At 45.0% G+C, this 26018-nt stretch carries 25 protein-coding genes, 1 tRNA gene and 1 pseudogene; 12 read left to right on the top strand and 15 right to left on the bottom strand.

Annotation, left to right across the window (positions count from 1 at the left end; genetic code table 11):
* Positions 1-557: 557 nt before the first annotated feature.
* From OGY01_RS11920 to pepT, 3 genes are all read right to left on the bottom strand, one after another.
* Positions 558-1187 carry a DUF2913 family protein gene (locus OGY01_RS11920; RefSeq protein ID WP_048221986.1) on the bottom strand — a complete coding sequence of 210 codons (630 nt, stop codon included), beginning with the start codon at positions 1185-1187 and terminating at the stop codon, positions 558-560.
* A 574-nt stretch (positions 1188-1761) separates the two neighbouring features.
* Positions 1762-3123: a C4-dicarboxylate transporter DcuC gene (gene dcuC / locus OGY01_RS11915; RefSeq protein WP_045440317.1), complete on the bottom strand. Its 1362-nt coding sequence runs from the start codon at positions 3121-3123 to the stop codon at positions 1762-1764.
* Complete coding sequence (gene pepT, locus OGY01_RS11910; protein ID WP_045440314.1) at positions 3120-4376, bottom strand: peptidase T; 1257 nt, start codon at positions 4374-4376, stop codon at positions 3120-3122. The genes dcuC and pepT overlap by 4 nt, the downstream gene beginning before the upstream one ends.
* 1110 nt (positions 4377-5486) lie before the next feature.
* Here pepT and rclC point away from each other — a divergent pair.
* Positions 5487-6047, top strand: coding sequence for a reactive chlorine resistance membrane protein RclC (gene rclC / locus OGY01_RS11905; RefSeq protein ID WP_404842376.1), 561 nt, complete (start codon positions 5487-5489; stop codon positions 6045-6047).
* A 43-nt stretch (positions 6048-6090) separates the two neighbouring features.
* Complete coding sequence (locus OGY01_RS11900; RefSeq protein ID WP_286493149.1) at positions 6091-6552, top strand: DUF302 domain-containing protein; 462 nt, start codon at positions 6091-6093, stop codon at positions 6550-6552.
* A 143-nt stretch (positions 6553-6695) separates the two neighbouring features.
* Here OGY01_RS11900 and OGY01_RS11895 read toward each other — a convergent pair whose 3' ends face one another.
* A complete protein-coding gene (locus tag OGY01_RS11895; RefSeq protein WP_200013312.1) occupies positions 6696-7259 on the bottom strand; it encodes a DJ-1/PfpI family protein in 564 nt (187 codons plus the stop codon).
* A 401-nt stretch (positions 7260-7660) separates the two neighbouring features.
* On the opposite strand from OGY01_RS11895, the gene OGY01_RS11890 reads away from it, so the two are divergent.
* The 6 genes from OGY01_RS11890 (at position 7661) to OGY01_RS11865 (ending at position 13334) form a co-directional block, all read left to right on the top strand.
* Positions 7661-8773, top strand: coding sequence for an agmatine deiminase family protein (locus OGY01_RS11890; protein ID WP_286493148.1), 1113 nt, complete (start codon positions 7661-7663; stop codon positions 8771-8773).
* A 375-nt stretch (positions 8774-9148) separates the two neighbouring features.
* Positions 9149-9829, top strand: coding sequence for a heavy metal response regulator transcription factor (locus tag OGY01_RS11885; RefSeq protein ID WP_045440301.1), 681 nt, complete (start codon positions 9149-9151; stop codon positions 9827-9829).
* 15 nt (positions 9830-9844) lie between these two features.
* Positions 9845-11302, top strand: coding sequence for a heavy metal sensor histidine kinase (locus tag OGY01_RS11880; RefSeq protein ID WP_225760559.1), 1458 nt, complete (start codon positions 9845-9847; stop codon positions 11300-11302).
* Between the two features lie 65 nt (positions 11303-11367).
* Complete coding sequence (locus OGY01_RS11875) at positions 11368-11499, top strand: hypothetical protein (protein WP_255642487.1); 132 nt, start codon at positions 11368-11370, stop codon at positions 11497-11499.
* Positions 11500-11577: 78 nt separating this feature from the next.
* The gene (locus OGY01_RS11870) at positions 11578-12162 is read left to right on the top strand and encodes a flavodoxin (RefSeq protein WP_045440295.1); all 585 of its coding nucleotides are present in this window, start codon (positions 11578-11580) and stop codon (positions 12160-12162) included.
* Between the two features lie 107 nt (positions 12163-12269).
* The gene (locus OGY01_RS11865; protein WP_048221992.1) at positions 12270-13334 is read left to right on the top strand and encodes an alpha/beta hydrolase; all 1065 of its coding nucleotides are present in this window, start codon (positions 12270-12272) and stop codon (positions 13332-13334) included.
* Positions 13335-13579: 245 nt separating this feature from the next.
* Here the strand turns inward: OGY01_RS11865 and OGY01_RS11860 are convergent, their stop codons facing one another.
* The 3 genes and pseudogenes from OGY01_RS11860 to OGY01_RS11855 form a co-directional block, all read right to left on the bottom strand.
* Positions 13580-14506, bottom strand: a complete 927-nt coding sequence (locus OGY01_RS11860) for an alpha/beta hydrolase (protein ID WP_286493147.1) — start codon at positions 14504-14506, stop codon at positions 13580-13582.
* Between the two features lie 33 nt (positions 14507-14539).
* Positions 14540-14632 (bottom strand): annotated as a pseudogene (locus tag OGY01_RS23685) (hypothetical protein); the annotation flags it as partial.
* Positions 14633-14694: 62 nt separating this feature from the next.
* Positions 14695-15213 carry a 2-thiouracil desulfurase family protein gene (locus tag OGY01_RS11855; protein WP_225760556.1) on the bottom strand — a complete coding sequence of 173 codons (519 nt, stop codon included), beginning with the start codon at positions 15211-15213 and terminating at the stop codon, positions 14695-14697.
* A gap of 238 nt (positions 15214-15451) precedes the next feature.
* Between OGY01_RS11855 and OGY01_RS11850 the strand changes: the two genes are divergently transcribed.
* Positions 15452-16303 carry an aldo/keto reductase gene (locus tag OGY01_RS11850; RefSeq protein ID WP_286493146.1) on the top strand — a complete coding sequence of 284 codons (852 nt, stop codon included), beginning with the start codon at positions 15452-15454 and terminating at the stop codon, positions 16301-16303.
* A 26-nt stretch (positions 16304-16329) separates the two neighbouring features.
* Positions 16330-17319: an aldo/keto reductase gene (locus tag OGY01_RS11845; protein ID WP_286493145.1), complete on the top strand. Its 990-nt coding sequence runs from the start codon at positions 16330-16332 to the stop codon at positions 17317-17319.
* A 34-nt stretch (positions 17320-17353) separates the two neighbouring features.
* On the opposite strand, the gene OGY01_RS11840 is transcribed toward OGY01_RS11845, so the two are convergent.
* Entirely contained in the window at positions 17354-18247 is an 894-nt protein-coding gene (locus OGY01_RS11840) for a LysR family transcriptional regulator (protein ID WP_045440282.1), read from the bottom strand.
* Between the two features lie 449 nt (positions 18248-18696).
* On the opposite strand from OGY01_RS11840, the gene OGY01_RS11835 reads away from it, so the two are divergent.
* Complete coding sequence (locus OGY01_RS11835) at positions 18697-18948, top strand: YdgH/BhsA/McbA family protein (RefSeq protein WP_045440279.1); 252 nt, start codon at positions 18697-18699, stop codon at positions 18946-18948.
* A gap of 57 nt (positions 18949-19005) precedes the next feature.
* A complete protein-coding gene (locus tag OGY01_RS11830; protein WP_286493144.1) occupies positions 19006-19356 on the top strand; it encodes a helix-turn-helix domain-containing protein in 351 nt (116 codons plus the stop codon).
* A 170-nt stretch (positions 19357-19526) separates the two neighbouring features.
* On the opposite strand, the gene OGY01_RS11825 is transcribed toward OGY01_RS11830, so the two are convergent.
* The 7 genes from OGY01_RS11825 to OGY01_RS11795 form a co-directional block, all read right to left on the bottom strand.
* Positions 19527-19602 (bottom strand) — tRNA-Thr (locus tag OGY01_RS11825).
* A gap of 253 nt (positions 19603-19855) precedes the next feature.
* The gene (locus OGY01_RS11820; protein WP_286493143.1) at positions 19856-20320 is read right to left on the bottom strand and encodes a methyltransferase family protein; all 465 of its coding nucleotides are present in this window, start codon (positions 20318-20320) and stop codon (positions 19856-19858) included.
* A 267-nt stretch (positions 20321-20587) separates the two neighbouring features.
* Positions 20588-22036, bottom strand: a complete 1449-nt coding sequence (locus OGY01_RS11815) for an EAL domain-containing protein (RefSeq protein ID WP_286493142.1) — start codon at positions 22034-22036, stop codon at positions 20588-20590.
* Positions 22037-22378: 342 nt separating this feature from the next.
* Positions 22379-22852 carry a FidL-like protein gene (locus OGY01_RS11810; RefSeq protein ID WP_286493141.1) on the bottom strand — a complete coding sequence of 158 codons (474 nt, stop codon included), beginning with the start codon at positions 22850-22852 and terminating at the stop codon, positions 22379-22381.
* Complete coding sequence (locus OGY01_RS11805; RefSeq protein WP_286493140.1) at positions 22827-23564, bottom strand: winged helix-turn-helix domain-containing protein; 738 nt, start codon at positions 23562-23564, stop codon at positions 22827-22829. Before OGY01_RS11805 ends, OGY01_RS11810 begins: the two co-directional genes overlap by 26 nt.
* A gap of 143 nt (positions 23565-23707) precedes the next feature.
* The gene (locus tag OGY01_RS11800) at positions 23708-24403 is read right to left on the bottom strand and encodes a fimbrial biogenesis chaperone (protein WP_284097500.1); all 696 of its coding nucleotides are present in this window, start codon (positions 24401-24403) and stop codon (positions 23708-23710) included.
* On the bottom strand, positions 24400-26016 hold the full coding sequence (locus tag OGY01_RS11795) for a fimbrial adhesin EcpD family protein (protein WP_045440263.1): 1617 nt from the start codon (positions 26014-26016) through the stop codon (positions 24400-24402). The genes OGY01_RS11800 and OGY01_RS11795 overlap by 4 nt, the downstream gene beginning before the upstream one ends.
* Between the last annotated feature and the right edge of the window lie 2 nt (positions 26017-26018).

Here is a 26018-nt window from a genome sequence, read left to right as displayed (position 1 = left end):
ATTAGAAAGTTTCCCACTATTTACACTATGATATAGTAAAGTACACAGGTATACACACTGCGGCATACAGTATACTTCTGGTACCTGAAAGAATAAAATTAAAGCAAGTGAACATTAATATCATTTATGTATTAAGCAACGGCACCTAATTTGAATACTTTGAGACACTAAGAATGCCTGAGCTGTTTGTATTGATTTAAACGAAGGTGATGTCAGAATCAGAGAATATAGACGATAACACTTCCCGGACTGCCTGGTGGAACCCTTAGCCAGGATAACGAATCAACAGCGATCGGTGCCATCTCATTCTCAAATCTCAACAAGGGTGTATTATCATCCGGGACCGATGTGCTTTCACATATTTCAATAATCCCCCTAAAGGATATAGACACACTGGCAGGAATATCAGATAACTTTACCCATTCATCAGTAACCACTAACTTTCGCGTAAACATCACTTGGTCCTTTACTCGTGATTTATAGTCGATATTTTTATATTCAGATAAAAAGACATTCTCCGCTCTAAAAATATTAAGTATGTATTCGTTAGTGAAACCTTATTCATCTAAAAGAAACTGAAAGTAATAAAACTCATTTGAAGTGTGTTTCACAAACTCAACCGGAAGGTTATTTTTGATGAAAAGTGATTTAGCGAACTCAACATCACCATAAACCCGGACACAGAATGGCTTTAAGATCTCACCCTGAATACCAAAGCATTCTTGTAGCCGAGCATCATCCATAAATATAAAATTGCCGTTTCTAACTTTAATTTTATCATCCAGATCACGCCACTTCCCTGGGGTGAGCAGAAAACTCTCCCACCCATTGTTTCGCAACACTTCAATAGCATGGGTAAATTTAAAATAGTAATTCTGTATTGTCACATCGCTACTCGATGTAGAATATAAGTATTCTATTTTAAATTTAAGTTGTGCATTGAGACTTTTTTTCTTTCCTTCATCAATCAGCCATTGCAGTTCATTAGCGATACTCTTTGGAAAGAGCTTCCTCTTTTTTGCAATTGCCAACCAGTTCATAATAAAAATATGCTCTGACATTTTAGAGTAAATTCTATTATCCATTATTGCGATGCCTATTGCGACTAACGCACTCCAGGTAAACGTTTCAAGCTCATCCTGATAATTATGTCTCAACTGACTGACTTTTCCTGAATCACTTACCACTTAAAACCCACCTACACAAATCATCATTACATTTAAATCCTGTATTACTCCATTTAAAAAAATACTACAATTGAAACCACCAAAATATGATCCAGATTAATTTATTTCCATGTAAAAAAACCACATAAATAACATATTACATTTCTTAACCTTTCATCTTTTTATGAAATGGTAAAAAATAATAAGAAGAATACGATAAAGATGAAAACTAATAATACTCAAAGGCAATTAATACCACGAAATATTGTGGACCCAACTATCATAAAAACTCAAAAACCGCTCATTAGCGGAAGTTTTCCTGACATATCCCACCAGCAACGCTCAGAAAACGATCAGCCACCCCTCACGCAGACATTAAGTCTCCTGATGAAATCATTTTATTGCATACCTTTACGACAGAAGTCATAAAATGATCAGGATGGGCTTTAAATGAAATTTAATATAGAGGCATCAATAATATTAAAGATATAAATTCCCCTTTATTCATAAAAATGATGAGTTAAGGTTCCTGTTCTGGCCCCAAAAACCCCCTTCCGCGTTCTACAAGCCGGAAGGGTTCTTTTAGCAGGAGCGATTAATAGAAGATACCGATAATCAGGGTATGCGTGATAAAGCCTACAATTAACGGCACAGCGGTACGTTTAACTACATCGAAAGGGGTGATCTTCGCACCACTTGAAACAGCAATCACCACGCCGGATACAGGTGAAATAGCCCGCCCCATATGAGATGCCTGCTGCATAGGCAGGATCATCGCAACAGCATTAGCCCCCATACTTGCAGCAATTTGAGGAATAAGCTCAACAAACGCCAGGAAAGGCGCATTACCAGACCCCATAATGATCGCGGCAGCAAGCGTCACCAGTGCAAACACAACCGCCATTGCAAATGGTGGTAATCCAACGTGTTCTGCCATCAGAATTAACTGATCAATCGCACCAATGACCTTAATACCATGCGCGAATACCCCCGCAGCAACCAGCAGACCGACCACACCGGTAAACGCGGTTCCCATTCCTTTCAAAAAGTGGCTGAATCCTTCGCATACTGACTTTAAATCACGGGTCCGTAACCACTCAATCAGCATACAAATAGCCATGGAAATGAGGACGATGGTGATAATGTTCAGGTTAATGCCACTGACAAACATTGCGGATGAACCTACCGCCATCAATATCGGCAGCATGGGGAGCAGCGCATAAAAAGCCGGTGCTTTTCCTGAGTCGGTAACCTCAGCGGTACCTATTTCCCGTGGTAAAGTCCCCGCTTTACGATCGCAATGCCGCTGCCAGAAGAAATGACAGACCCCCACGACCAAAACGGTTGCAAGCGCAGCAGGCCCTTGATGGTAGACAACATATTCCACCACATCCATATTAACGGCCTTAGATCCCCTGATGGCATCTATCGCTGTTGGGGTGTACGCCACACCAAGCGAGGTCGCAATCACTCCCGCAGCAGAGGCCGCGGAGAGCCCTAATCCCAGCATAATAGGGAACATCGTCCCCATCAGTAACACCGCGAGTCCGGTGGCTGAAGGGATGGCCAATTGAAGAAGGCTGGCAAGCAGGTAGGAGAAAAAAAGTAAAATATATGGCGACCGCAGCGCCCGTAATGGTTTCGTTACTACACGCACCACTGCTTCATTCGCCCCGATATGATCCATGTAATGCGCAAATCCCATTAACGCCATAATCATCAGACCAAGATCGGCAGCGCGCGTACTGAAAAGATCGCGCATAACTTCGAAAGGATCGAGAAATGAAATTCCCGTACCGGCAACCCCTTTCGGCAATACGGACCCCCATCCAGTCAATCCGGTACAAATCATCAACACCAAACCCGCAATGAATAACACCGGCTCAGCGCGATAACCTTTCAGGATCAGACGGGCGACGACAACAATAACCAAAAGGGCAATAAGTACCTGAATCATGACTGAGTTCTCCGCTCCGCGAACTCAGCAAAGGTTTCCTCAATGACTGCCACAACGACATCACTGGCAGCGCGCAGAGAACGTACCGGCAGGTATTCATAAATTGAATGAAAATTATGGGCACCGGTAAAAATATTCGGACAAGGCAATCCTTTCTGAGAGAGAACCGCACCATCATAGCCGCCACGCATAGCTACCGGTGCCGGGGTAATACCACATTTCTGATAGGCGCGTAGAGCAATATCAATGGGGTAGTGAGCATTGCCCTGCAGACTATTAAAAACATTCGCATAGCGATCGGATAAGTGGCAGACCACGCTATTTTCACCCCAAAGCATATTGGTGCTCTGTGCAAGTTGCCGAATAAATTCCATCCGTGCCTGATAGCCTTCTTCACTGAAATCACGAATATCCAGCTTGAGCACCGTGCGGGCACTGTTGCCTTGTAGTTGTTTCACCCAATAATAACCTTCACGCCCTTCCGTATATTCAGGCGCTTCTCCTCCTGGGAGCATAGAAATGAACTTATGGGCCATCAGCAGAGAGTTTTTAAGCTTGCCTTTGGCTGACATAGGGTGTGCAGACTGACCGGTAAAGATAATTTCTGCATCGCCTGCATTCCAGTTTTCATAAACAAACTCACCAATTCCACAGCAATCCAGGGTATAGCCAAAGTCAGCACCAAATGCCGAAACATCAAAGGCTTTTGCCCCCCGTAAGCCTTGCTCCTCATCAGGCACAAAACCGACTTTCACAGTGCCATGCTTAATTTCTGGATGTTCAACAAGGTACTGCAGCGCATTCATAATAGCCGCGATAGCGGCTTTATCATCCGCTCCCAAAAGACTGGTTCCATCTGTCACGAGAAGGTCATCACCGATATAATTTTTCAGTTCAGGGAATTCACTTTCACGAAGATAAATATTCAGCTCTTTGTTCAGACACAAATCGCCGCCACTGTAGGGGAGACGTTGTGCATTCGTATTCGCGGTCTGTTCTGCACTGGTATCCAGATGACCAAAGAAAGAGACAACTGGAACGCTGTCGTCAGTATTCCCGGGCAATGTTGCCGTCACGATAGCAGTATCTCTAACCTCGATGTTTTCCATTCCTAATGCTTCAAGCTCTGCTGCAAGCAGCTTTGCCAGCACCATCTGGCCAGGGGAAGAAGGCATTATCCCGTTTGCACCGTTTTCCCTTGAAGTCGTTGTATTGATTTTGGTGTAGTTAATAAAGCGTTCAACAATATCCATTGTGGGACATCCTTTAATGTATTATTTACGAGGTACTGCGAGAGGAGACCTGCATGCAGCGCGAGCCAGATAAAACCGGAGAGTAAAAAACAGTGCCTATCCCTGAGCGCCTATTTGTGGGGATTTCGACAACAAATGCTATGTTCAAAACAAATCATTTTATATTTTTCAATGAGCAAATTTTCAAAAACAAAGTGCAACGCTGTTGCACTAATCTAGGAATACCCACTTAATGAATTAAAATCCGTGAACAAAGTCACATTTATTTTAATGGTTAAAAATACCTATCACACTGAAAACAAGGAAATTATAAGCCCATCTTTATTATACCCCTGTATATAAGACCACAACAAAACAATTCACCTTCAAATAGAAACGCGCTGGTACTATTGAGCCTTAATATATCTGTACACAGAAAATATCGCAGCATTATAAACTTACGTCGCTAATCATCATATTAGCCATAATAATGCTTACCCGTGTAGTGAATATTTTATTGCATAGACGTAAAAAAAAACCTCTACCCTGAGAAGAGATACAGAGTAGAGGCAATACGGGTGTTAAGGACAGATTTATTGTTTTAATGATAACGGAAGAGCTTCTTGCAGGATCGAGTATACACAATTTATTACAGAGAGAAAATTCTTAAAATAGTATTTACTACTTTTACTGAGCTTATAATAAACAATAGCTTATCAAAAACAGGATTTCACACCCAAGAATATTAAACCATATTAATCTATTATGTAAGTTAGTGAAGACCAACACTCTTGTATTGGTACAGATAGCACAGCAGATACTGAAGAAATATAAAATAAATTAATACATTAATCTCTTCATTACATAACGAGAATTTAAAGTTATCAGTCTAATTACCCTCATTTTGAACGACATCTATCAACACAAGCCGCCATATCCAATTTCCACTCTCGATTATAATTTACTTTATTGCAACATTAAAATCACATTCAAAATGTGAGGTCAAGTACGTTAATTTATAAAAAAGACTCCTGAACAAAAAGCATGGACGTCAGAACAGGGTCTGCTCGTGAACTACTGATATAAAGGATTGTGTTTAATACCCAAAAGGAAAATCCAATGCTCAATGATATCTACAAATATATTTCAACAAAAGAAAACATAGGCGTTAACCTGTGTCGTATTTCCATTGCCATTGTATTTATGTGGATTGGTTTATTGAAATTTATACCTTATGAGGCAGACAGCATAGTCCCCTTTGTTGCTAACAGCCCATTTATGTCATTCTTTTACAATGATCCCATGAACTATGCACAGTTTATGAATCATGAAGGCGAATTAGTCGAAGCTCATCGTGCTTGGCATAATGCAAACAATACCTACGGATACTCAACTGGATTAGGCGTCATAGAAGTAATATTTGCATTGCTCATTCTGTCTCATTACATTTCGCCAAAAGCTGGATTCTGGGGAGCGACCATGGCGTTCCTGACACCTTTTGTAACGTTAACATTCCTGATATTTACGCCAGAAACGTGGGTGCATGGTGCTGATGCCCATACAGGGTTCCCTTATCTTTCTGGTGCCGGCCGACTAGTGCTGAAAGATACAATAATGCTAGCCGCAGGATTTATCGTAATGGTGCACTCAGCAAAGTGTATCGTCAAAAGAGAGAGTCAGAGAAAAAGTTAGTATCTGCAATAATTTTTTCGCACTCTGACTTATGGAGGTAATAATGCAACGTTTTATCAAAAAAGGCCTCATATTATTGGTTCTATATATCTCTGCAACAATAACAGGATATGCTGAAAATAATAATGCTGACATTATGCAAAAAAATTTTAGTGCTTATAACTATCCGCAAACAAGAGAACATTTAATAAACGCAATTAACCGCAATAACCTGGTGTTATTTGGTGAATTTGACCACGCAAAAGCAGCCCAGAGTGTCCAGTTATCAATGCCACCGACAACAGTGCTTGTCTTTGGAACCCCTTTAGCAGGGACACCATTAATGCTTGCACATCCTGATCTGGCTCTTGATCTACCGTTTCGGGTTCTGATTAGCCAGCAGCAAGATGGACGAGTTTTAGTAAGCTATCACCCAATGGAAAGTCTACAAGTCCATGGTCTTGATACGGCATCGGTTAACACACTAAAAAAACTCGAAAAACTCGTTCAAAATGCGATTCGGTAATTTTTGTCTCGTCGTATTCCGATTTCTGCCCCTTCACCAGAGAAAAGGCACCTGCATATATTGGTGCCTCATTTATAAACAATCATGATGCCCCAATCGGTATAGCCGAACAGGTTATACCGACTTTCTACTCAACGGGCCTCTTACTTCGATAATACTTCGACAAATTTAGCCAGCCACTCAGGATGCGCAGGCCATGCAGGTGCCGTAACCAGATTGCCATCGACGTATGCCTGGTCAATCCCGATATCTGCGTAATGTCCACCGCTCAACCGAATCTCCGGCGCACAAGCTGGATAGGCGCTGCATGTACGGTTTTCTAACACCCCTGCTGCAGCCAGAATCTGAGGGCCGTGACATACGGCGGCAATAGGTTTACCCGCCGCGTTAAAGTCTTGCACCAGTTGAATGACATCAGGGTTCAGTCGTAAATACTCGGGGGCACGTCCTCCGGGGATCAGTAATGCATCATAATCTGTTGCCCGCGCATCAGTAAAATTCGCATTCAGGGTAAAACGGTGCCCTGGTTTCTCGCTGTACGTCTGTGCCCCATCAAAATCATGGATGGCGGTCTGAACATAATCCCCCAGGCTTTTATCTGGACAGACAGCGTCAACCTGATGACCTAACATTTTTAGCGCCTGAAAAGGAACCATAGTTTCGTAATCTTCGACATAATCTCCGACCAGCATCAGTATCTTCTTCATTTCCGTCCCCGCCCATGGTTATTCATGATGAGAAATAATGGCCATCTTTACTATAGTCTACCGGCAAAAAGTTATTTGAAAATCCACCCCGAGACCTGCGGAACATTCGGGCAGATCACACTCTGCTCAGCAACCCGCTGTCAGACGGCGCGGTTACTCTACTGACAAGACAAATACAGCGAATAAATATAAATTATATATAAATATATAGTTGAGAAATTTTAATATCATCCATTTTTTCTCATTATATAAAACAGAGCAATTGCAAGTTATAACACCTGTGTTATATTCCGCTCAGGTTTTCATATCACCTATATTATTAATAATATACTCGTGTTATTTACCATCTATTATTATTCTGTTCACCGTATATTGGGTGAATAATCACAAAGGGTTTCCCCATGATGACAAGACGTTCGTTCGTCAAGCAGAGTCTGGTAACTTCAACGAGTATGTTACTCGCCAGTATGATGGGCTGCAGCTTCAGTAAATTAGCCAGTGCTGCAGAACGCCGCCGATGGCAAATGCCGGATGAAGGCGCACCTCATGCGGCAACCTGGATGGCGTTTGGCGCCAGTGCGGATATCTGGGAACCTCATCTGCTACCAGTGGTTAGGGAAAATCTGGCGACAATCGCAAAAACCATCGCCGCATTTGAGCCAGTGAATATGCTGGTACGCGAAGAGGACAGCGACCTGGCAGCACGGCTGTGCGGGTCGACGGTCAACCTGTTGATTCATCCGATTGACGATCTGTGGATCCGCGACACCGGGCCAGTGTTTGTGAATAATTCTAGCGGGGAGCTCGGGGGCATTGGGTTTAACTTCAACGGCTGGGGTGATAAGCAAGAGCACGCTCGAGATGCTGAAGTGGCAGAATTCGTTACAGATTACACTAGGGCCGCGTTTATTCGCTCATCACTGGTGCTGGAAGGTGGTGGGATTGAGGTCGACGGCGAAGGCACGGCGATTATCACCGAGAGCTGTGTTATTAACCCGAATCGTAACCCCGGCGTCAGCAAAGCCGAGTGTGAAAGAGAGCTGAAGCACCTGCTAGGGCTGGAAAAAATCATCTGGTTACCCGGCATTGCCGGGAAAGATATTACCGACGGACATACGGACTTTTATGCCAGATTCACTCACCCAAGTACGGTGGTGGCTGGACTCGAGCAGGATCAGTCCTCATTTGATTATGCCGTAACCAGACGTCATCTGGAAATCTTGCGCGCCGCAACGGATGCAAAAGGACGGCGCCTGAAGGTGATCACGCTGGAAGGCCCTTCCGCTATCCGTCCAGCCTACGCAAGCAATGATTTCGCCGCAGGTTATATCAATTTCTATGTCTGCAACGGTGCGATTATTGCACCGGAATTTGGCGATAAACGCACTGACCGCAATACTCGCGATATTTTGCAGGAGTTGTTTGCTGAACGTGAAATTATTCAACTCAATATCGACGGCATCGCGGCAGGTGGCGGTGGCATTCACTGCACTACCCAGCAGCAACCTCGCTAGCGGCAATCAGCAATCTGACTTTTGCTATCGCAGAAATTGTAGCGGCACAGTAAATTTATGCCGCTACAAACACAGCATTCAACATCCCTTTCAGGTAAAAATAACGATTACATGCCCCTGTCCGGTTTATGAGTTTCGTTCATAGCGCCTATTTAATGTGTGTAATTATCTTTCATCCCGACATCGTTAGTCTTAGATGTACACGCGGAAAGCACTAATCAAGCTTATGAAACAGTCAGACTGACTGGCATTGTCACTTAAGACCGAATCTGTAACTGACAGAAATGTCAGAAAAATGTCAGCCAGCTGTTGGGGCTGAATAATTACCATCCCCCGGGTGCGGCTGCTGAACGGACAGCGAATGGAGGAAACAGGATGAGGTTACTTTTAGTAGAAGACGAAGAAAAAACATCTACCTACCTCAGCCGTGCGCTGGGCGAGTCTGGATTTACGGTGGATGTCTCAGCAGATGGTGCAGAAGGCCTCCATTACGCGCTGGAGTTCGACTACGACGCGATAATTCTTGATGTGATGTTGCCGGGGATGGATGGCTACCGGGTACTCGAGGGCGTACGGGCTAGTAAACAGACCCCCGTGTTAATGTTATCTGCTCGAGGGTCGGTCGACGAGCGCGTTAAAGGGCTTCGACTTGGTGCTGATGATTATCTTCCTAAGCCCTTCTCACTCATTGAATTGGTGGCGCGTATTCAGGCGCTGGTACGTCGCCGGTCAACGGATGGAGCCGACATCACCCAACTTCAGATCTACGATCTGCATCTTGATCTACTGGCTCGCCGTGTGTTTCGTGCAGGAACGCGACTGGAACTGACCGCGAAAGAGTTTTCCCTGTTGAGCCTTCTGGCCCGTCATCAGGGGGAAATTCTGTCAAAGATGATGATTGCTGAGCAGATATGGGACATGAATTTTGATAGCGATGCCAACGTGGTTGAAGTTGCTATTAAACGTCTGCGGGCCAAAGTTGATGCTCCGTTCGGCATAAAATTACTACATACCGTACGTGGTATGGGATACGTTCTCGAAGTCAGGCCAGAATAAATGAAGAGGATAAGCATGCTTAAGCGCTCCATATCCGTCCATCTGGCACTGATGTTTGCGTTATCCGCTCTGCTGATTCTCTCCGTTATCGGTATAACACTACGAAGCTCGCTGCATGACTCATTGCAAAAACAGATACACAACGAGCTACTGTTTCGTGAATCATTAATGAGCCCGTGGATCACTGCGCGAACTTCTCTTGACGGCTGGTCTACGCTTGCCAGTAAATTCAACATGTTAACCAATTCAGAAGGCGAACTTGTTCGCTACTGGGTAGTGAGTGATAACCCACATTTTAGCGTAGGCGGAACACCGCCGACTGGGATCCAGTGGTCTTCTTTACGGGAGGGGTTTAATAAAATGCCCGGCGCATCCGAAGGGGCATGCTCACTTCATTTGTTGGTAAAAACAATCCCCGCCAACGGCGAAAGACCTGAGTTGCGCTATGTGGTTGCCATCGACTCCACTCCGTATATGGGCACGCTTGATGCATTCACGCGCACCCTGCTGATTATTGCCGCTCTGGGGGTGTTTATTGTAGCGCTGCTGGGTTATATGGTCTCAAGGATCGGCCTACGTCCGCTAGGCGCACTCAGTAAACAGGCACAGCAGCTCGCACCGGGAGACCACGGCCAACGCCTTGATACCAAAGCACTACCAAAAGAATTGCAGCAACTCGCTTCATCATTTAACGGGGTGCTGGAACGGCAGCAGGTAGCCTGGCGACAGCTCGAAAGTTTTAACGCTGATGTAGCCCATGAACTTCGTACGCCGCTGACCAACCTGATTGGCCAGACGCAACTGGGGTTGTCACGCCGACGTTCGCATGATGAGTTGGAAGAGCTTTTAGGTTCGAATCTCGAAGAGCTTGAGCGTATGACGTCGATCGTAAACGACATGCTTTTTTTGTCACATGCTCACGCGGGTGAACACGCTTCCCAGCTTATGCAGGTTTCCCTGCGTCAAGAGACCCTTAAAACAGCGGAGTATGTAGAGCCTTCCTTTGCTGAAAAACAGCTTTCCCTTGATATTGAAGGTGACGTCACCGCGCATATCGACCGACGGCTGTTCCACCGTTCACTTGCAAATTTACTGGAAAACAGCGCAAGACATTCGCCATCCAACAGTACGGTTACCGTTCGGTTGAGCGAAACGAATAATCACGCCTGCGTTGAAGTTTCTAACCCGGGTGCTCCCATTGCGCCGGAACATTTACATCGGCTTTTTGAACGTTTATATCGCGTCGATACTTCCAGAGCCAGGAGCGATACCCATCACGGGCTGGGTTTATCAATCGTACGTGCCGTCGCCATTATGCACCAGGGGGACGTCTTTGCGCGTAGTGAGGACGGTATCAACACATTTGGTGTCACGTTTGCAATGCAGCCGGATAACGCATTCAGCCACACTCCCCCCGGGACAGAGCCAGAAATAAGATTAACTGACACAGATGTCAGGGGGTCGTCAGCCTGAAGACATGTCCCACTCTTTAGAATCATCGCAGGCTATCTTTCCCATCCTTGATAAGGACGCTTTGCATGACTCGATATTTACCTTACCCCGCACTGTTACTGCCCTTCTCTACGTTTTCTTCCTGGACAGCGATACTGCTGACCTTTGGTTTTAATCTCTCGGCAAATGCTGCACCCGCTGGCGCAGTTTCGGCGTGAATATGGCGAAAATGTTGCAGCCATTCGCGTTGAAGAAGCATTGGAATGGGCGGTGGCAAGCAAACAGAGGAGTGAGTTATGGAGCATGATTCCACCCGAAGAATGTTACTTACAGCGCTTGCCGGGCTCACACTGGCGAACGTTTCTCTGGCTTCAGCGGCAACTGGAAACGCAAACGTACGGGGTAATAGCCGCATTCTGGTAGCGTACTTTTCTCGTAGCGGGAACACTCGGGTGGTTGCGGGTATCATTCACCGAAGCCTGAATACCGATCTGTTTACAATCGAGCCGGAAAAACCTTATCCGGAAGACTATTTTCAGACCGTTGAACAAGCAAAAAATGAACGGGCCCGGGGAATTAAACCGGCATTAAAAAATAGCGTCGCAGATATCGAACGTTATGAGGCCGTGTATTTAGGCTTTCCCGTCTGGAGCACCAGTGTGCCACCCATAGTACAAACCTTTCTGAGCAGCCATAACCTCGAGGGAAAATTACTCATCCCATTTATCACCCACGGCGGTTACGGTAAAGGGGACAGCGACGGCATCCTTGCAAAACTTGCCCCAACCGCGCGCCGGGAAAAACCGCTGGTCATTGAATGCGATCAGGAGCGGAGAACCACAGAGATGGTAACTAACTGGTTAGAGACAATACGTAGCTAATCGTTCCTATTCATGAACCGGACAAATAAGGGTATTCATCGGAACGAAATTATCGCCAGGGCCAACTCAGATATTATTAAGCTGCAAACATAACAGAGGATGTAATCTTGAAGACAATCTTAAAAGCGCTGGCCATCAGCGTGATAGCGGGTGGTCTGGCGGTTCAGTCGGTGTATGCAGAGCCATTAATCATTCAGGAACAAGGAAGCTTTTCTGCTGGCGGCGCTATCATCGCAGCACCAGGTACATTTAACGCGAAAAAACCACTGGATTCTGCTGGTCAAACTTATCATGGTGATCATGCGTCTGTTTTCTACCAAATTCCGGAAAATCCGCATAAATACCCTATTGTCATGCTGCACGGCGCAGGTCAGTTTTCCCGTACCTGGGAAAGCACACCGGACGGTCGCGAAGGGTTTCAGAATATATTCCTGCGCCGTGGGTTCTCTACTTATCTTGTCGATCAACCGCGTCGGGGCAGCGCCGGGCGCTCTACAGTAGAAGGTACTGTCACGCCAAAACCCGATGAGCAGATGTGGTTTAATCAGTTCCGTGTTGGCGTGTGGCCTGAGTATTTTAAAGGCGTTCAGTTCTCTCACGACAAAGAGGCACTGAATCAGTATTTCCGTCAGATGACTCCGAATACAGGGCCGTTTGATATCAATGTAATTTCTGATGCGATGTCCGCAGTAGTGGATAAATCCGGTCCGGCTATCCTCTTCACCCACTCTCAGGGTGGCGGGCCAGGCTGGTATACCGCGATGAAAAACGACAAGGTCAAAGCCATTATCGCCTTTGAGCCAGGCAGCAGTTTTGTTTTTCCGGAGAAAGAATTACCGGCACCAATGCCAAGTGCTTTCGACACGCTGAAAGGTGAACCTGTTCCAATGGAACAGTTTATGGCACTGACTAAAATCCCGATTCTGATTATTTACGGCGATAACATACCGGATAAACCCGTGGCGATGCCCGCGCAGGACAGCTGGCGAGTACGCCTGGCAATGGCTCGTGAGTGGCGCAACGTGGTGAACAAACACGGCGGGGATGTGACGGTTACGCACCTTCCGGAGATAGGAATAAAAGGCAATACTCACTTCCCGTTTTCTGATCTGAATAATGTTCAGATCGCAGATTTAGTAAGCCAGTTCCTGAAAGAGAAAAAACTGCAGTAGCACGAGAAAATATTGAGCCTCCAGTGATGAAGGCGCAGAACGAATATCCTATTTATAAAGATTTTCTCTGGTTTGAAGTAGTCTGATCTCAGTTGTGAGACTTTCAAATCAGGCTATCTGCTGTGAGCGAGAAACTGCGTTGCGCTAATAACATCTGGCTTAGTTTAATCATACATATCGGGATGGGTAGTCGCTCAACCCGCTCGAATCTGAAAACTTGTGCAATTTCCCGGGGCTGCATATTCTTATTCAGGGCTAATGTTGCCTGCATTTTTAGACAAAAATTGAGAAATGGCATCAACTATACCGGGCGCAAGAGGAAGTGATGGGTCTGTATAAGCAGCAATATTTTCTTGCCTGTTATCTGAAGTAACCGGCTTTAATACGTGATTTGTATCAGGAAACATTACAACCGTTGCTCCAGGGTTTGCTGCTGCAAGTTCTCCTGCGTTGTTTTTATCCACCTGAATATCTCGTTCTCCTTGTAAGATCAATATCGGTTTAGTTACAGCCTCTATCATTTGGCTCGGGTTGTATGTAAAAAGGTCTATAAGAAATCCCTGAACTGAAGGATTGAATATACTTTGTAATACGGGGGGCATATTTTCAACATCGATATATTGGCCCTGTTCAAGCGCATCGATAACTTTACCCCCCAGCGTTTGAAGAGTCGCGTCCTCTAGATTTGTTTTGAACTGATGCCGCAAAACTTCGCTCAGGGGGCGTGATGGTGTTGCGACCAGGATTATGCCAGAGATCTGATTTTCCTGAGCTGAAGCTAGTGTAACTATCCCACCTTCGCTGTGTCCAAGGAGCCAAACACATTTTGTATTGAATCGGCGGTTCAGAATGTTCAACCACGACCGAATATCGTCGACATAATCTTTCAAGACTACCGAGTTCGCATCCATAACTGCTGATGAACTGCCAAACATGCCACGTTTATCAATTCTTAACACCGCTCTGCCTTTTTTAGCCAACCCTTCCGCAAGAAGTCGGTAAGTCCCGGCATTGACGCCAAGCGGATTATTGCCCTCACGATCAGTGGGTCCTGAGCCAGGAACGATCAAAATAATATTCTCAGGATTTGGAGAAGAACTGAGTAAAGTGCCTTTAAGGGGGCCCAGTGGACCGGGTGCTTCCAGGAAAGTTTCGTAAGGTAAATTCGTCATAAGTTTGACTCAATGGGAGGAGTAGCCCTACATTTAACAGCCTTTACTTTTGAAAAAAATCAATCTTGCCTCGTTTAAACTAAAAGTATTAGCCCCGCCAGAGTAATCAGGATTTTCAAACTGAACAAGATCATCTTCTCATTCACAGATTGGCACGAAGCGGTCTGAATTAAGACGGATGATACCCGTTAAGAGCGGGAAGCGGACGCTAACTCAAAATCTCTGTCCTTAATCCAGGAAATAAGCTCCACAACCTGTGTATCTGAAAATACTTTTATACCATGCTCTGAGAGTAGCGATGCCGCAACTCCCATACCTGATTTACGCTGGCCACTGAAAGAGCCGTCATAAATAAACTCGACACCACATGTTGGACTGCCGTCAGTTAACAACGCAGCGGTGCAACCAGATTCCAGTGCCGTGCGCAATGCCAGCCAGGCTGCGAGTCGATATTGTTCCGTAACATCTCGCCCCGTGTTCTCTATTATTCTGGCTCGCCCTTGCATCACATCTGTGCCGCAAGCAGAAATAATCTCTGCCGGTGGGCGTGGCACAGGCAACCCGGCAGCCATTTCGGGGCAGTGAATTACCAGACGTTGTTCTTCTTGCCAGCGAGCAAGTTGAGCCGTCACCTGTGCTTTCTCACTTCCGTTATAACGGACTTTTAACCCCATCAGGCAGGCACTTACCAGTATTTTATTTACCATCGTTTTTTTCAATTTATGTACAGAACATTTTGATCATAACACTTCGTCACGATGCATTAATTACTCACCATTAACAACACATATCGACAGAAGTGACTTCCGCTCCTGTACGAAGCCTATCATCATATATCCGCAAGATTAATGAACATATCTAATAAACCCTAGCTAATTACCCTATCTAATCAAATAAATCAGTTTGCGTTATGCTTTTCCCGGACAACAGCTGAGAGATAACGTCATGCAAACTGTAAAACTGAACAATGGTATCGAAATACCCCTGCTGGGTTTTGGTGTGTTTCAGATGACGGATGCCGCCGAATGCGAGCGTGCCGTTATTGATGCAATCAATACGGGATACCGCCTGATCGATACCGCTGCTTCATACCAGAATGAAACCCAGGTTGGGAACGCACTGAAACAGACCGGTGTCGCTCGTAGCGAGCTCTTTGTAACAACCAAGCTTTGGCTACAGGATACCAATTACGCAGGTGCTAAAGCTCAGTTTGAGCGTTCATTGAACCGGCTGCAACTGGACTACGTTGACCTGTACCTGATTCACCAGCCTTACGGTGATGTCCATGGTGCCTGGCGTGCCATGGAAGAACTGCAACAGGCAGGCAAAATTCGCGCCATTGGCGTCAGTAACTTCCATCCTGACAGACTGGCCGACCTTATCGCCTTCAACAGCGTTGTCCCCGCAGTAAACCAGATTGAAGTTAACCCCTTCAACCAGCAACTGCATGCCGTTGCCTGGATGCAAAGCCGTGGGATTCAACCGGAAGCCTGGGCTCCGTTTGCTGAAGGTAAAAATGGTCTGTTCCAGCATCCCGTATTAACGGCGATTGGTCATAAGTACGGCAAAAGCGTAGGCCAGGTTGTTCTGCGGTGGATCTTCCAGCGAGGCATCGTTTCGCTGGCTAAATCAGTACGAAAAGTACGTATGGAAGAGAACATCAACATTCTCGATTTTGAACTCACTACTGAGGATATGCAGCAGATTGCCGCCCTTGACACCGCAACCAGCGCATTCTTCTCACACCGCGATCCAGCAATGGTGGAATGGCTGACTGGCCGCAAACTTGATGTTTAAGCCGCGATAAAAGAGGTATTCATTAAATGCAAAAACGTTATCTGGGTAAATCCGGGTTAGAAGTGTCAGCGCTTGGGCTCGGTTGCATGGGACTCAGCCACGGCTACGGCCCGGCGACAGATACCCGTCAGGCTATCGAACTCATTCGCGCAGCGGTTGAACGTGGCGTTACTTTCTTCGACACCGCTGAAGTGTATGGTCCATTTCTGAATGAAGACGTTGTCGGCGAAGCCTTAAAACCCTTTCGCGACCGCGTGGTTATCGCAACTAAATTTGGTTTTACCTTTGGAGATAACAACAAGCAGCAGATTTTAAACAGCCGTCCAGAGCATATCCGTGAAGCTGTTGAAGGATCATTACGCCGTCTCAAGACAGACGTTATTGATTTGCTGTACCAGCACCGTGTCGATCCTGATGTTCCAATTGAAGATGTTGCCGGAACGGTAAAAGACCTGATAGCAGAAGGGAAGGTCAAACATTTCGGTCTGTCCGAAGCGGGAGCACAAACCATTCGCCGTGCGCATGCTGTACATCCTGTCACTGCCCTGCAAAGCGAATACTCCATGTGGTGGCGCGAGCCTGAACAGGAGATCCTGCCGTTGCTGGAGGAATTGGGCATTGGTTTTGTGCCATTCAGCCCATTAGGCAAAGGATTCCTGACAGGCTCGATTAAGTCAGGAACGACTTTTGGGAAGGATGATTACCGCAGCACCGTGCCGCGCTTCGCCGAGCAAGCGATTGAAGCCAATGAAAAGCTGGTCTATTTATTGGGTGAACTGGCTGCCGAGAAAGGTGTAACGTCTGCGCAAATCGCGTTGGCATGGTTACTGGCACAAAAACCGTGGATTGTTCCTATTCCGGGTACAACCAAACTGCACCGGTTGGAGGAAAACCTGGGGGCTGCTGACCTTATTCTTTCGCAGGATGATTTATTTCAGGTAACACAGGCGCTTGAAACAATCAAAATCGTCGGCGCGCGCTACTCACCTGAGCACCAGGCTCGTGTAGGCCGTTAAAACTTAAGCGGGTCCACCGTGAATTACGGACCCGCTATTCAGAGTACCGAAGCGCATCTATCATCAGCGCAAAAGCGGGTGGATGCTGTTTGCGGCTGGGATAATAAAGGTAATAACCGGGGAATGAAGGACACCACTCCTGCAGAACCAGAATAAGTTCTCCTGACTTTATATAATCCTCAACCATATCCTCAGGAACACAAGCGATACCAAAACCAGATAAAACAGCATCGATCCTTTCTGCCAGTAGATTAAAGGTCACCTGCCCTTCAACTCTGACACGTAACGGTTTCCCTTCCTTCTCGAACTCCCAGTGGTAAAGCCCACCGGCAGTCGGCAGACGCATATTGATGCAGCGATGATTTTGTAATTCGTGTGGTGTTTCAGGAGCAGGGTTAGCGGCGAAATATGACGGTGCGCCAACCACTGCCATCCGCATATCCGGTCCGATCCTTACAGCGACCATGTCTTTAGCCACGCTCTCGCCCAGACGAATTCCGGCATCAAAACGCCCTTCAACAATATCGACAAAACCATTATCAACAACCAGTTCGACATTGATTTCCGGGTATTCCCTGAGGAAAGGTTTTAGCTTCGGCCATACAAGACTTCGCGCAGCATGTTCCCCGGCGGATAAACGGATATTGCCGGAGGCAATACCGTTAAGTTGCACGAGCGATTCCAGCTCCTGCTCAAGATCGGCAATACGCGGTTCAAGACAGGCAATAATTCTCTCACCTGCTTCTGTGGGGGCAACGCTTCGGGTGGTTCGGGTTAAAAGGCGGATGTTTAACCTTTCCTCCAGCGCTTTTATCGCATGGCTAAGTGCTGACTGAGAAACACCAAGTTTGCCAGCAGCTTTGGTAAAACTTCTCTCCCTTGCTACCACAAGAAAGATTTGCAGTTCGTTGAAGTTTTCTCTAAGCATTGGCTATTTCCTTATTAAAGCATTCCCCCAAAGAGGACCATGATGGATGTTCACAGGCACCATCATTTTAGCCTCATTACTGACAATAGCGATAATTGATATTCTGTTCATACCAGAAATAAGTCTGTGTTATCAGAAGGTTTGTCATGAAAATACGCGTTACCGCGGCACCTAAAAATATTACTTTTCGTCATGAACACTACCATTAAATTGGCCCATCACCCCGTGACTTTTTTTAGATATGGACACCTCGCGGTAAAGAACCTGCGTGCATTATCAACAGAAAAACCTGTATTCAAAACAAGTTAACCATCTAAAAACCTGACAATTTTGTCATATGGCTGTCAGTTTTATGACAGCTTAGAACCGTATATTTATTTGTGAGAACCAGCAGGAATTCCTTCTGTTCTCAGGTCTGGTAAAAAATTTACTCAGAAGAGGTACGCAATATGAAAACACTATTTGTGACGACATTCCTCATCGGATTTATTTCAATGAATGTTGCATCTGCAGCCCAGCATATTAATCATACAGATGGTAAACAAAAGATTGGCGTAGTCTCGACCAGCAATGCCTATACACTTAATGATTTATCGAATGAGCTTTCTCGCAAGGCTGATGAACAAGGTGCAACATCATTCAAAATTCTGTCAATCACAGGGAACAATCGTTTGCACGGTGTTGCAGCAATTTATAAATAAATTATCAATATCCTGAGAAGGATGGTGTCATAAACCTTTCATAATGAGCGTCAACTTATGTTCAGAACAGAAGACATCATCGATGAGATAATCCAATGGATTGATTTAAACATACACAAACCGCTGAAGATCGAGGATGTTGCAACGCGAGCAGGATACTCGAAGTGGCATCTTCAGCGGGTTTTCATGCAGGTTAAAGACGTTAGTCTTGGTAAATATATTAGAGATAAAAAACTCAGACTTGCGGCCAGGGATCTTGTTGAAACCAATGAATCGATTATAGAAATCGCTTTTAAGTATGGTTTTGACTCTCAACAGACGTTCACAAGGGTGTTTTCAAATAATTATCGACTGTCACTTTTAAAATATAGAAAAATCAAAAGGATAAAAAAATCAAAAACTCCCTGATACATTTAAAATTTTAAACGCATTTAAAATGATGCAACCTACGATAGTGCCCCCACTTATGCCCCCCAACAATAACTTGATTCCGGTTGATAACAGCAGATAGATATGGGCCAGAAGCCACAACATACGGGCTTTGAGTTGATTTAGGTAGACCAGGGAAGAGTTTAAAATGGTGCCGATAATAGGAGTCGAACCTACGACCTTCGCATTACGAATGCGCTGCTCTACCAACTGAGCTATATCGGCCCTGAAAAGGACATGTCCACGAATGTGAGCACGGGGTAGAAGGTTAAAACTAACCGGGCGACGCGTCAATGGCCTTGCGAATCAAACGCCTATTTTTGCATCACCCGGTTTCAATTACGCACGAATCGTGTCGTCACAAAGCCTACCCGTTTGTATATGGTCAGTGCTTCCACACACGCCATCACAGACACAGCGGAGCGCTTGCATCGCTTTTCCCGTTGGCAATAGCTAAATTCGAGATCACCGGGTATTACTATAACCAACGACGAACTTGCCGTTCATAATGTTCCCATCCCAGCCCGAAATGTTTTCGCAGTTGTTCCTCTTCAAAATCGATATGCAATCTGGCAACTACCAGCATAAACAGCGGTACAGCCAGTATCCCGGCAATGCTCCCGACGCAGAGAGCAAAGGCCAACTGGAGTCCACTCATACCAAGGTAGATCGGGTTGCGGCTCCAGGCGTAACATCCGCTGGTAACAAGCGTGGTCGATTTTTCTGCATGAAGCGGGTTGAGCGTCGTACGTTTCATCCGCATCTGCCACGCGGTATGAAGTATCATCGCCAGGCTGACAACCGCCAGCAATACGCTTAACGCGGTATTCACCGCGCCGAAAGAAAAACGCTGGCTCAGCGTCAACGCATCCGCGACGAGGAATAGTACTAAGATCAGCGGTGGCGGAAACCATACTCTTAATTTTATCAGGAAATTACGCATGGCTACGGGCTAACCTCGGGACTTTAGCGATTAACACTTACACAGCTATGAATAACCCGTTTAGGATAAATAAACAAATGATGCTTCGCTCGCAACAGGATATCTCCTTAACCAGACAGGCAAAACCTATCGTGCCTGTCTCTGCAAAAAAACTGCACCGGAGGCATTTGCCCCTGATGCTCCGGAAATAAAAATAGTGTAGATAACCATACGGCTTTTAACACACGCACGTACTAAGTCTTATGCCCTTCTCATTCCCGAAAGGCTCTACGTTGAGAAAGTGGAGTCAGACACTGATTCAAACATACTTACAGACTGCTTGTAATACCGGATAAAATCATCAAACGTCACTGGCGGTAAAAATTGATAACCCTGCAGGTAATCAACATTATTTTTTCCCAGCCACTGCTGCTGATAGCCGTATTCAACGCCCTCCGCGACCATACGCAATCCCAATAGTCCGGAAAGGTGAATGATTGACTCGAGCATAGGAATATGTTGCTCAACCTCTTTAATAGCCTTGATGAACGTTTTGTCAATTTTTATAACATCAAGTTCTAACTCATTGAGATAGCAGAGGTTAGCGTATCCAGTCCCAAAATCATCTAAAGCAAACAGCACCCCTCTGTTTCTCAGTGATCGTATCAGCTCTTTGATTGCCGGAGTGATAGTGAGGGTCTGGTTTTCGGTTATTTCAATCATCAATTTAATCGGTAGCCTTTGCGTTATTTCCATGAAATTAAGGCATTCCCAATAAAAGACGGGGTTGCTTAAACCAGATGGACTAACATTAAATGAGACGAATAGAGTTTTATTGATACCCTCACCTCCATCGACCAGTACACGCGCAACGGTGGTCATTAAATAGCTCGTCAGCTCATTAATTAAACCACTTTTCTCTGCCAGCGGAATAAACTCACGCTGAGAAATGGCATAGTTATGACCCTGTGGCCAGCGAGCTAAAACCTCAACACCACAGACGTCCCCACTAATATTTACGATGGGTTGAAAATAAGGAATGATTTCTTCATTCCTTATTGCCATACTCAGTCTACTAGAATCTGAGGCATCATATGCATCGCCGTAAATTATATTCTCTGCAGAATGACTGCTTGTCGGATAATCTTCATGCAATAAATTATTCCTGGTCAAAAAAATGACAACCTCATTAAAATGAGAAAATCCTAGTCGGGCAGTAATTCTTTCCCGATATCGATACACTGACTTAATTGTTAGCGAGTTAGCAATACAAAAATCGTGCAACTTTTCTTTTGTGAATGATGCATACAGCATTTCCTCTTCAAATTCAGTCAAATGAAAAGTAAACATTGTTGAACCTTTAGTGACTTCCACAACCTCATTGGGTTCCATTAGATTGGCTCTTAGCTGAGAAATCAATTGATCCGACAACTCCCGTCCATTAATAAAGGCATACTCCTCGTACCCCCGATTAACAGGACGGGTTTCATTCATCCGAAGAACAATACAATTTATATTAATAAACTGCGTACTGTTTCTCTGGAACCACTTCCTGACCAGGAATAATGGTAACCGGTTATCGATAACCAGCAAACAGGACGGATATTGTAGAGTAACTGACGGCGTACCAGAAATAAATGTCCGCGCATCGACCAACACCAGATTTGGCAACCATGCTTTTATTCCTGAGAAAAGAAAAATATCATAACTGAGCAGAAAAACCTTTTTCGTATTCATAGTTACCACCAACTTAAATTTATGGCATAGCAGGTCCCTCGTTTTATAAACGAGAGAATATACAACACCTTCAGCCTCCAGCAATTATAATGCGATTCGCAAATTAACTTTATCCATAAGTCATATCACGTAGTTTCAGAGTTTATAATCACGATTATCCACATGAGTATTCCCAACAAATGGTAAGGCCATTTTAAATATTAAAAAAGGAAAATTCCTAATGTTTTATCAGTACAAATCCTTTTACTCACTTTCACAGCAAGGCAAAATAAAAAACCACAATTCAAACAGCAACAAAATATACAACCACAAACAACCGTGGAAATAATACTTTATTGCAATTCATGCTGCCCGACAAACCATGAGCGTACGTCGCAGATCTCTTATCGCATAAACATTTCCCGCGATATGAATGATCTTGTAATAGAAAATATCCTGACGTGACATGAGCAGGTCTGTAACTTCATCAGGGACATTATCATTTTTATTTTTGACGGTGGCCACGCGGCGGGTCTGTAGGTATCCATCACGATCTTTACCTATAAAGTTCAATTCGACATTACGATCTACGGCGTAATGTTTACCCTGAACATTAAGGCTTCCCACCTGAGATACCCGCCCTTTTGTAGCGGAAGAAATACGAAAAACCAGCAGAACTTCACCTTCAATCTTTACCCCCTGAGTTTGCGCATCCAGATGCAGATAATTTTTGGCAGAACAGGTCAGCGTCTCCGAATCATGATGATGATAAAGATAGAATGCTGCTATTATTGCAAGGATGACCCCCACACTAATAAATAAAGTTTTCGCATTCATGGGCAGCACCTCCTTTACCTAGCGAACAAACTCCGAGAAAGTTCTCTTTAAGAGAGTTACCTGCTGATAAATTATTGTCATCATAAAAAACAATCGTTTTTTTACCATCATGACAAACCGCATTCACTTTTCGCCACATATCAGAAGATAAAAACGCTTTAGTTTTATCAGCGTTATTGTCATCTGCAGTATAAAGTTTACAATCACCTATTGCCCTAATATAGATAAAATTCGTGGTACCTGAATTAAAAACTGGCAATATGAAAAAAACACTCCCAAGTAAAAAAAATAATAAAATGAGCAGAATAATATTTTTACGCTTAGGTCTTACGGATGAGATCACCTTTTCCGTTTCAGATACCAAACTCACAACTTCATCCCCACTGGAAGATGCCGATTCGTCGCAGATCGAAGCATGGAACAAAAATCCCTGCCGGGGCAGCGTTTCAATGGGATTTCCCGCCCCCAACTCACTAAAGGCTTTTCGCAAAATACTGATACTTTTATTAAGACTATGACCCGATGGAGCCATACCATGCTTTTCCCATACTTCTTCAATGATAAAATCGCGATGGAGTTGTTGATTTTTATGGGCAATAAATAACTCAAGTAGTCTCACTGTAGACGCCGAAAGGATTATTGTAGTATCGCGATGTTTCAGGCTTTTGCTGGTGGAATCATACTCAACCTGATCATTAATTATACTTTTCATACTACTGGCTCTTAAATACCGTGATATTGAAAACAAATAACCATAGCCTCATCTGTGCTGAGCTGATTACTACATTTTATATAGATGGTTACAGTATAGGTTCAATATCTAATCATGGCATATCAGATCAGACTCAATGCTTACTATTGATTGAGTTTGAAGCACCCCTGGCCCACAGGTATGTATTTCTGCAGCGCAACGATAAATTTTCGGTTTTTTGATTTCAGTTCGTTACTATGCCAGCTTTCCCCCGGTAACACATAACGCATGGTGGCTTCATCATCGGTTGAGTTGCACCCCTGGTGTATGATGATTTTAAAAAAAGTATTCCCGGTGTTTTTCAGTGTCCCGTTTGCCTCATCAATGGTATAAGCCAGATTCATTTCCCTTGGGCGAACAACCAATATTGTGTCCATAGCGATGACAGGGAGAGCCTGCCCTCCTTTCTCTTGATTACGCTCGGTAAACAACGTTATCGGCATTTCGCGAAACAGAATTCGGTAATAGCGTTCTTTATCATCCTGCGGACCACGGTAGAAAATCTTAAAAAACTCGCTCGCCTGCGGTGCCAGTGAAAAACTCAGCGGTGTAAACAGAAGTTCGCCTTCAGCAATGGCACTTCTGTTTTCACCTCCCGGTCCCGGTTTATCAATTTTTACTGCGCCAATACTATACAAATTCTGTTTCTGGCTATCGTTATAGATTCGTTTGCTGATAAACGATTTATCCGATGGCATCTCATAAATAGTCGACTCCAGGTAGACAGCCTGTGCGGAGAATGCAGCCAGCCCGGAAAGAAAGATAAATGCCCATCTAAGTGCCAGACGGCAGTGGCTCATGGCGTCACTCCCACCCAATTCGCCGTTACTTTTATCTCACCACTGGCACTGACGACACCTTCCCAGTCTGTACCGGTAACGGTTAACATCGAACGCGAATCATTCATTGGGAAAAGCAACTTCAAATCAGTAGCATAGTAACTTCCGTCATCGTTGTTATTTGCGTCCCAGGGCGTCTGTTGCCACTGCGCATCACTCATGTTGATTGCCGCTTCACTACAGCTATTTCGTTTCTGCACCACGCCCCCCGATTGACTGTTGTACTGAAGAAAGGCGGGGATTGGGACGGACAGTCCTCCTTGCGTGGAGGTAAACAGGCAGTAAGGCACGCTATTTATCGTCGTACTCTCCCCGATAACTTGTGCCGTAATGCTATCGGCCTGACGGGGACCCGAGACGGTTACGGTGTAATCCATTTCAATAGGAGCGGCATCGCCAATCGTGCCACTGCCGCTCGCAGAAGCGGTGTTATCCGAAGAGATGATACTGATCCCATACTCCTTCGGCACAATATTGAGCTGTAGCGAAGGGGTAAACTGGTAGTGCCCTGACTCTGGTGTTAAGCCATTATAAAAACCGAAGGTAAACGGTTGACTGTTAGTAATGCTGATTCCTGAATCGACGAGATTTTTCAGAAATGCTTTCGACAGAAAAATATAAATGTACTCTCCAGAAGTCGTGAAAACGTTGGAATAAACAGTTGAAGTATTATAGTTATACCAGTTTGAACCATTCCCGGAGTATCTCACTGTGGCCGCTCCTGGTGTAAAACCAAGCATCGCCGTGTCAACATAAGCGCGAAATGTTAAGTAGGTGGTTAGGTTTGCCGTTTGTTGCAGGTTAAAACTCACCATTTTGCAAATCACGCCGTCTGTGCTACCTACCACGCCAAGCTCGCAATAACCGGAGTCTTTGGTAATGCTCGGGGTACCGTCGCTGGCAACCCAAAGTTCTTGAAATGCATTAGTCGAAACAAGTGACAGATGCCCGCGTTTGGTTAACGTGTAATTAACGTAATTCCATAATCCAGTGGATTGGTCTTTGCAGCGTTGCCCGGAAGAATAATCATAATTTACAGAAGTATAACAGCGGTTGAACACATAGGTTTCGCTGCTACCGGTAGGCACATTACGAAAGTATTCATAGGCAGTATCAGTCAGAGAGGCAAATCCGTAGGCGCCACCAATAACGCCTGCGACAGACCCTACTTGCGCATGATAAAAACCGTTTTTGTCAGTGCCTTGCCCGGCAATAAACCCAGTTGATGGACACTGGGTGCCACTATAACAACGGATCCCCCGAAAAGGTCCATTAATCGGGGAATTATCAATCCACATGTCCTGATAATAATTTCCAGGCGCAGTCCAGCCGACAAAACCTAAATACCCGAGACTCACCTGAGAGGTACCGTATTTTATCCACGTGTTTGACCCGCTGAAACGCGGATCGAGTAACGAGGGGGTAATAAAGTATTCACTATCAATGGCATTTTCAATAAACAAATAGTTATTACTGACTGAACCGGAAGAGATTGCATTCAAAGCCAAAGCAGGCACAGGCGCGAAGCTCCCCACAGCACAGATTACAGTAGCTAATTTAATTAATACTTTCATTT

The organism is Citrobacter sp. Cm038 (genome assembly GCF_030333105.1).
GTDB lineage: Bacteria > Pseudomonadota > Gammaproteobacteria > Enterobacterales > Enterobacteriaceae > Citrobacter > Citrobacter murliniae.
Note: the sequence above shows the minus strand (reverse complement) of the source record. Positions and strands in the feature narration are given on the sequence as shown.

What these genes read in the sequence shown, in the direction of transcription:
- dcuC (WP_045440317.1), bottom strand. Translation starts at nt 3,123, where the DNA reads ATGATTCAGGTACTTATTGCCCTTTTGGTTATTGTTGTCGTCGCCCGT.
- pepT (WP_045440314.1), bottom strand. Translation starts at nt 4,376, where the DNA reads ATGGATATTGTTGAACGCTTTATTAACTACACCAAAATCAATACAACG.
- OGY01_RS11900 (WP_286493149.1), top strand. Translation starts at nt 6,091, where the DNA reads ATGCAACGTTTTATCAAAAAAGGCCTCATATTATTGGTTCTATATATC.
- OGY01_RS11895 (WP_200013312.1), bottom strand. Translation starts at nt 7,259, where the DNA reads ATGAAGAAGATACTGATGCTGGTCGGAGATTATGTCGAAGATTACGAA.
- OGY01_RS11890 (WP_286493148.1), top strand. Translation starts at nt 7,661, where the DNA reads ATGATGACAAGACGTTCGTTCGTCAAGCAGAGTCTGGTAACTTCAACG.
- OGY01_RS11885 (WP_045440301.1), top strand. Translation starts at nt 9,149, where the DNA reads ATGAGGTTACTTTTAGTAGAAGACGAAGAAAAAACATCTACCTACCTC.
- OGY01_RS11880 (WP_225760559.1), top strand. Translation starts at nt 9,845, where the DNA reads ATGCTTAAGCGCTCCATATCCGTCCATCTGGCACTGATGTTTGCGTTA.
- OGY01_RS11875 (WP_255642487.1), top strand. Translation starts at nt 11,368, where the DNA reads ATGACTCGATATTTACCTTACCCCGCACTGTTACTGCCCTTCTCTACG.
- OGY01_RS11870 (WP_045440295.1), top strand. Translation starts at nt 11,578, where the DNA reads ATGGAGCATGATTCCACCCGAAGAATGTTACTTACAGCGCTTGCCGGG.
- OGY01_RS11860 (WP_286493147.1), bottom strand. Translation starts at nt 14,506, where the DNA reads ATGACGAATTTACCTTACGAAACTTTCCTGGAAGCACCCGGTCCACTG.
- OGY01_RS11855 (WP_225760556.1), bottom strand. Translation starts at nt 15,213, where the DNA reads ATGGTAAATAAAATACTGGTAAGTGCCTGCCTGATGGGGTTAAAAGTC.
- OGY01_RS11850 (WP_286493146.1), top strand. Translation starts at nt 15,452, where the DNA reads ATGCAAACTGTAAAACTGAACAATGGTATCGAAATACCCCTGCTGGGT.
- OGY01_RS11845 (WP_286493145.1), top strand. Translation starts at nt 16,330, where the DNA reads ATGCAAAAACGTTATCTGGGTAAATCCGGGTTAGAAGTGTCAGCGCTT.
- OGY01_RS11840 (WP_045440282.1), bottom strand. Translation starts at nt 18,247, where the DNA reads ATGCTTAGAGAAAACTTCAACGAACTGCAAATCTTTCTTGTGGTAGCA.
- OGY01_RS11835 (WP_045440279.1), top strand. Translation starts at nt 18,697, where the DNA reads ATGAAAACACTATTTGTGACGACATTCCTCATCGGATTTATTTCAATG.
- OGY01_RS11830 (WP_286493144.1), top strand. Translation starts at nt 19,006, where the DNA reads ATGTTCAGAACAGAAGACATCATCGATGAGATAATCCAATGGATTGAT.
- OGY01_RS11820 (WP_286493143.1), bottom strand. Translation starts at nt 20,320, where the DNA reads ATGCGTAATTTCCTGATAAAATTAAGAGTATGGTTTCCGCCACCGCTG.
- OGY01_RS11815 (WP_286493142.1), bottom strand. Translation starts at nt 22,036, where the DNA reads ATGAATACGAAAAAGGTTTTTCTGCTCAGTTATGATATTTTTCTTTTC.
- OGY01_RS11810 (WP_286493141.1), bottom strand. Translation starts at nt 22,852, where the DNA reads ATGAATGCGAAAACTTTATTTATTAGTGTGGGGGTCATCCTTGCAATA.
- OGY01_RS11805 (WP_286493140.1), bottom strand. Translation starts at nt 23,564, where the DNA reads ATGAAAAGTATAATTAATGATCAGGTTGAGTATGATTCCACCAGCAAA.
- OGY01_RS11800 (WP_284097500.1), bottom strand. Translation starts at nt 24,403, where the DNA reads ATGAGCCACTGCCGTCTGGCACTTAGATGGGCATTTATCTTTCTTTCC.
- OGY01_RS11795 (WP_045440263.1), bottom strand. Translation starts at nt 26,016, where the DNA reads ATGAAAGTATTAATTAAATTAGCTACTGTAATCTGTGCTGTGGGGAGC.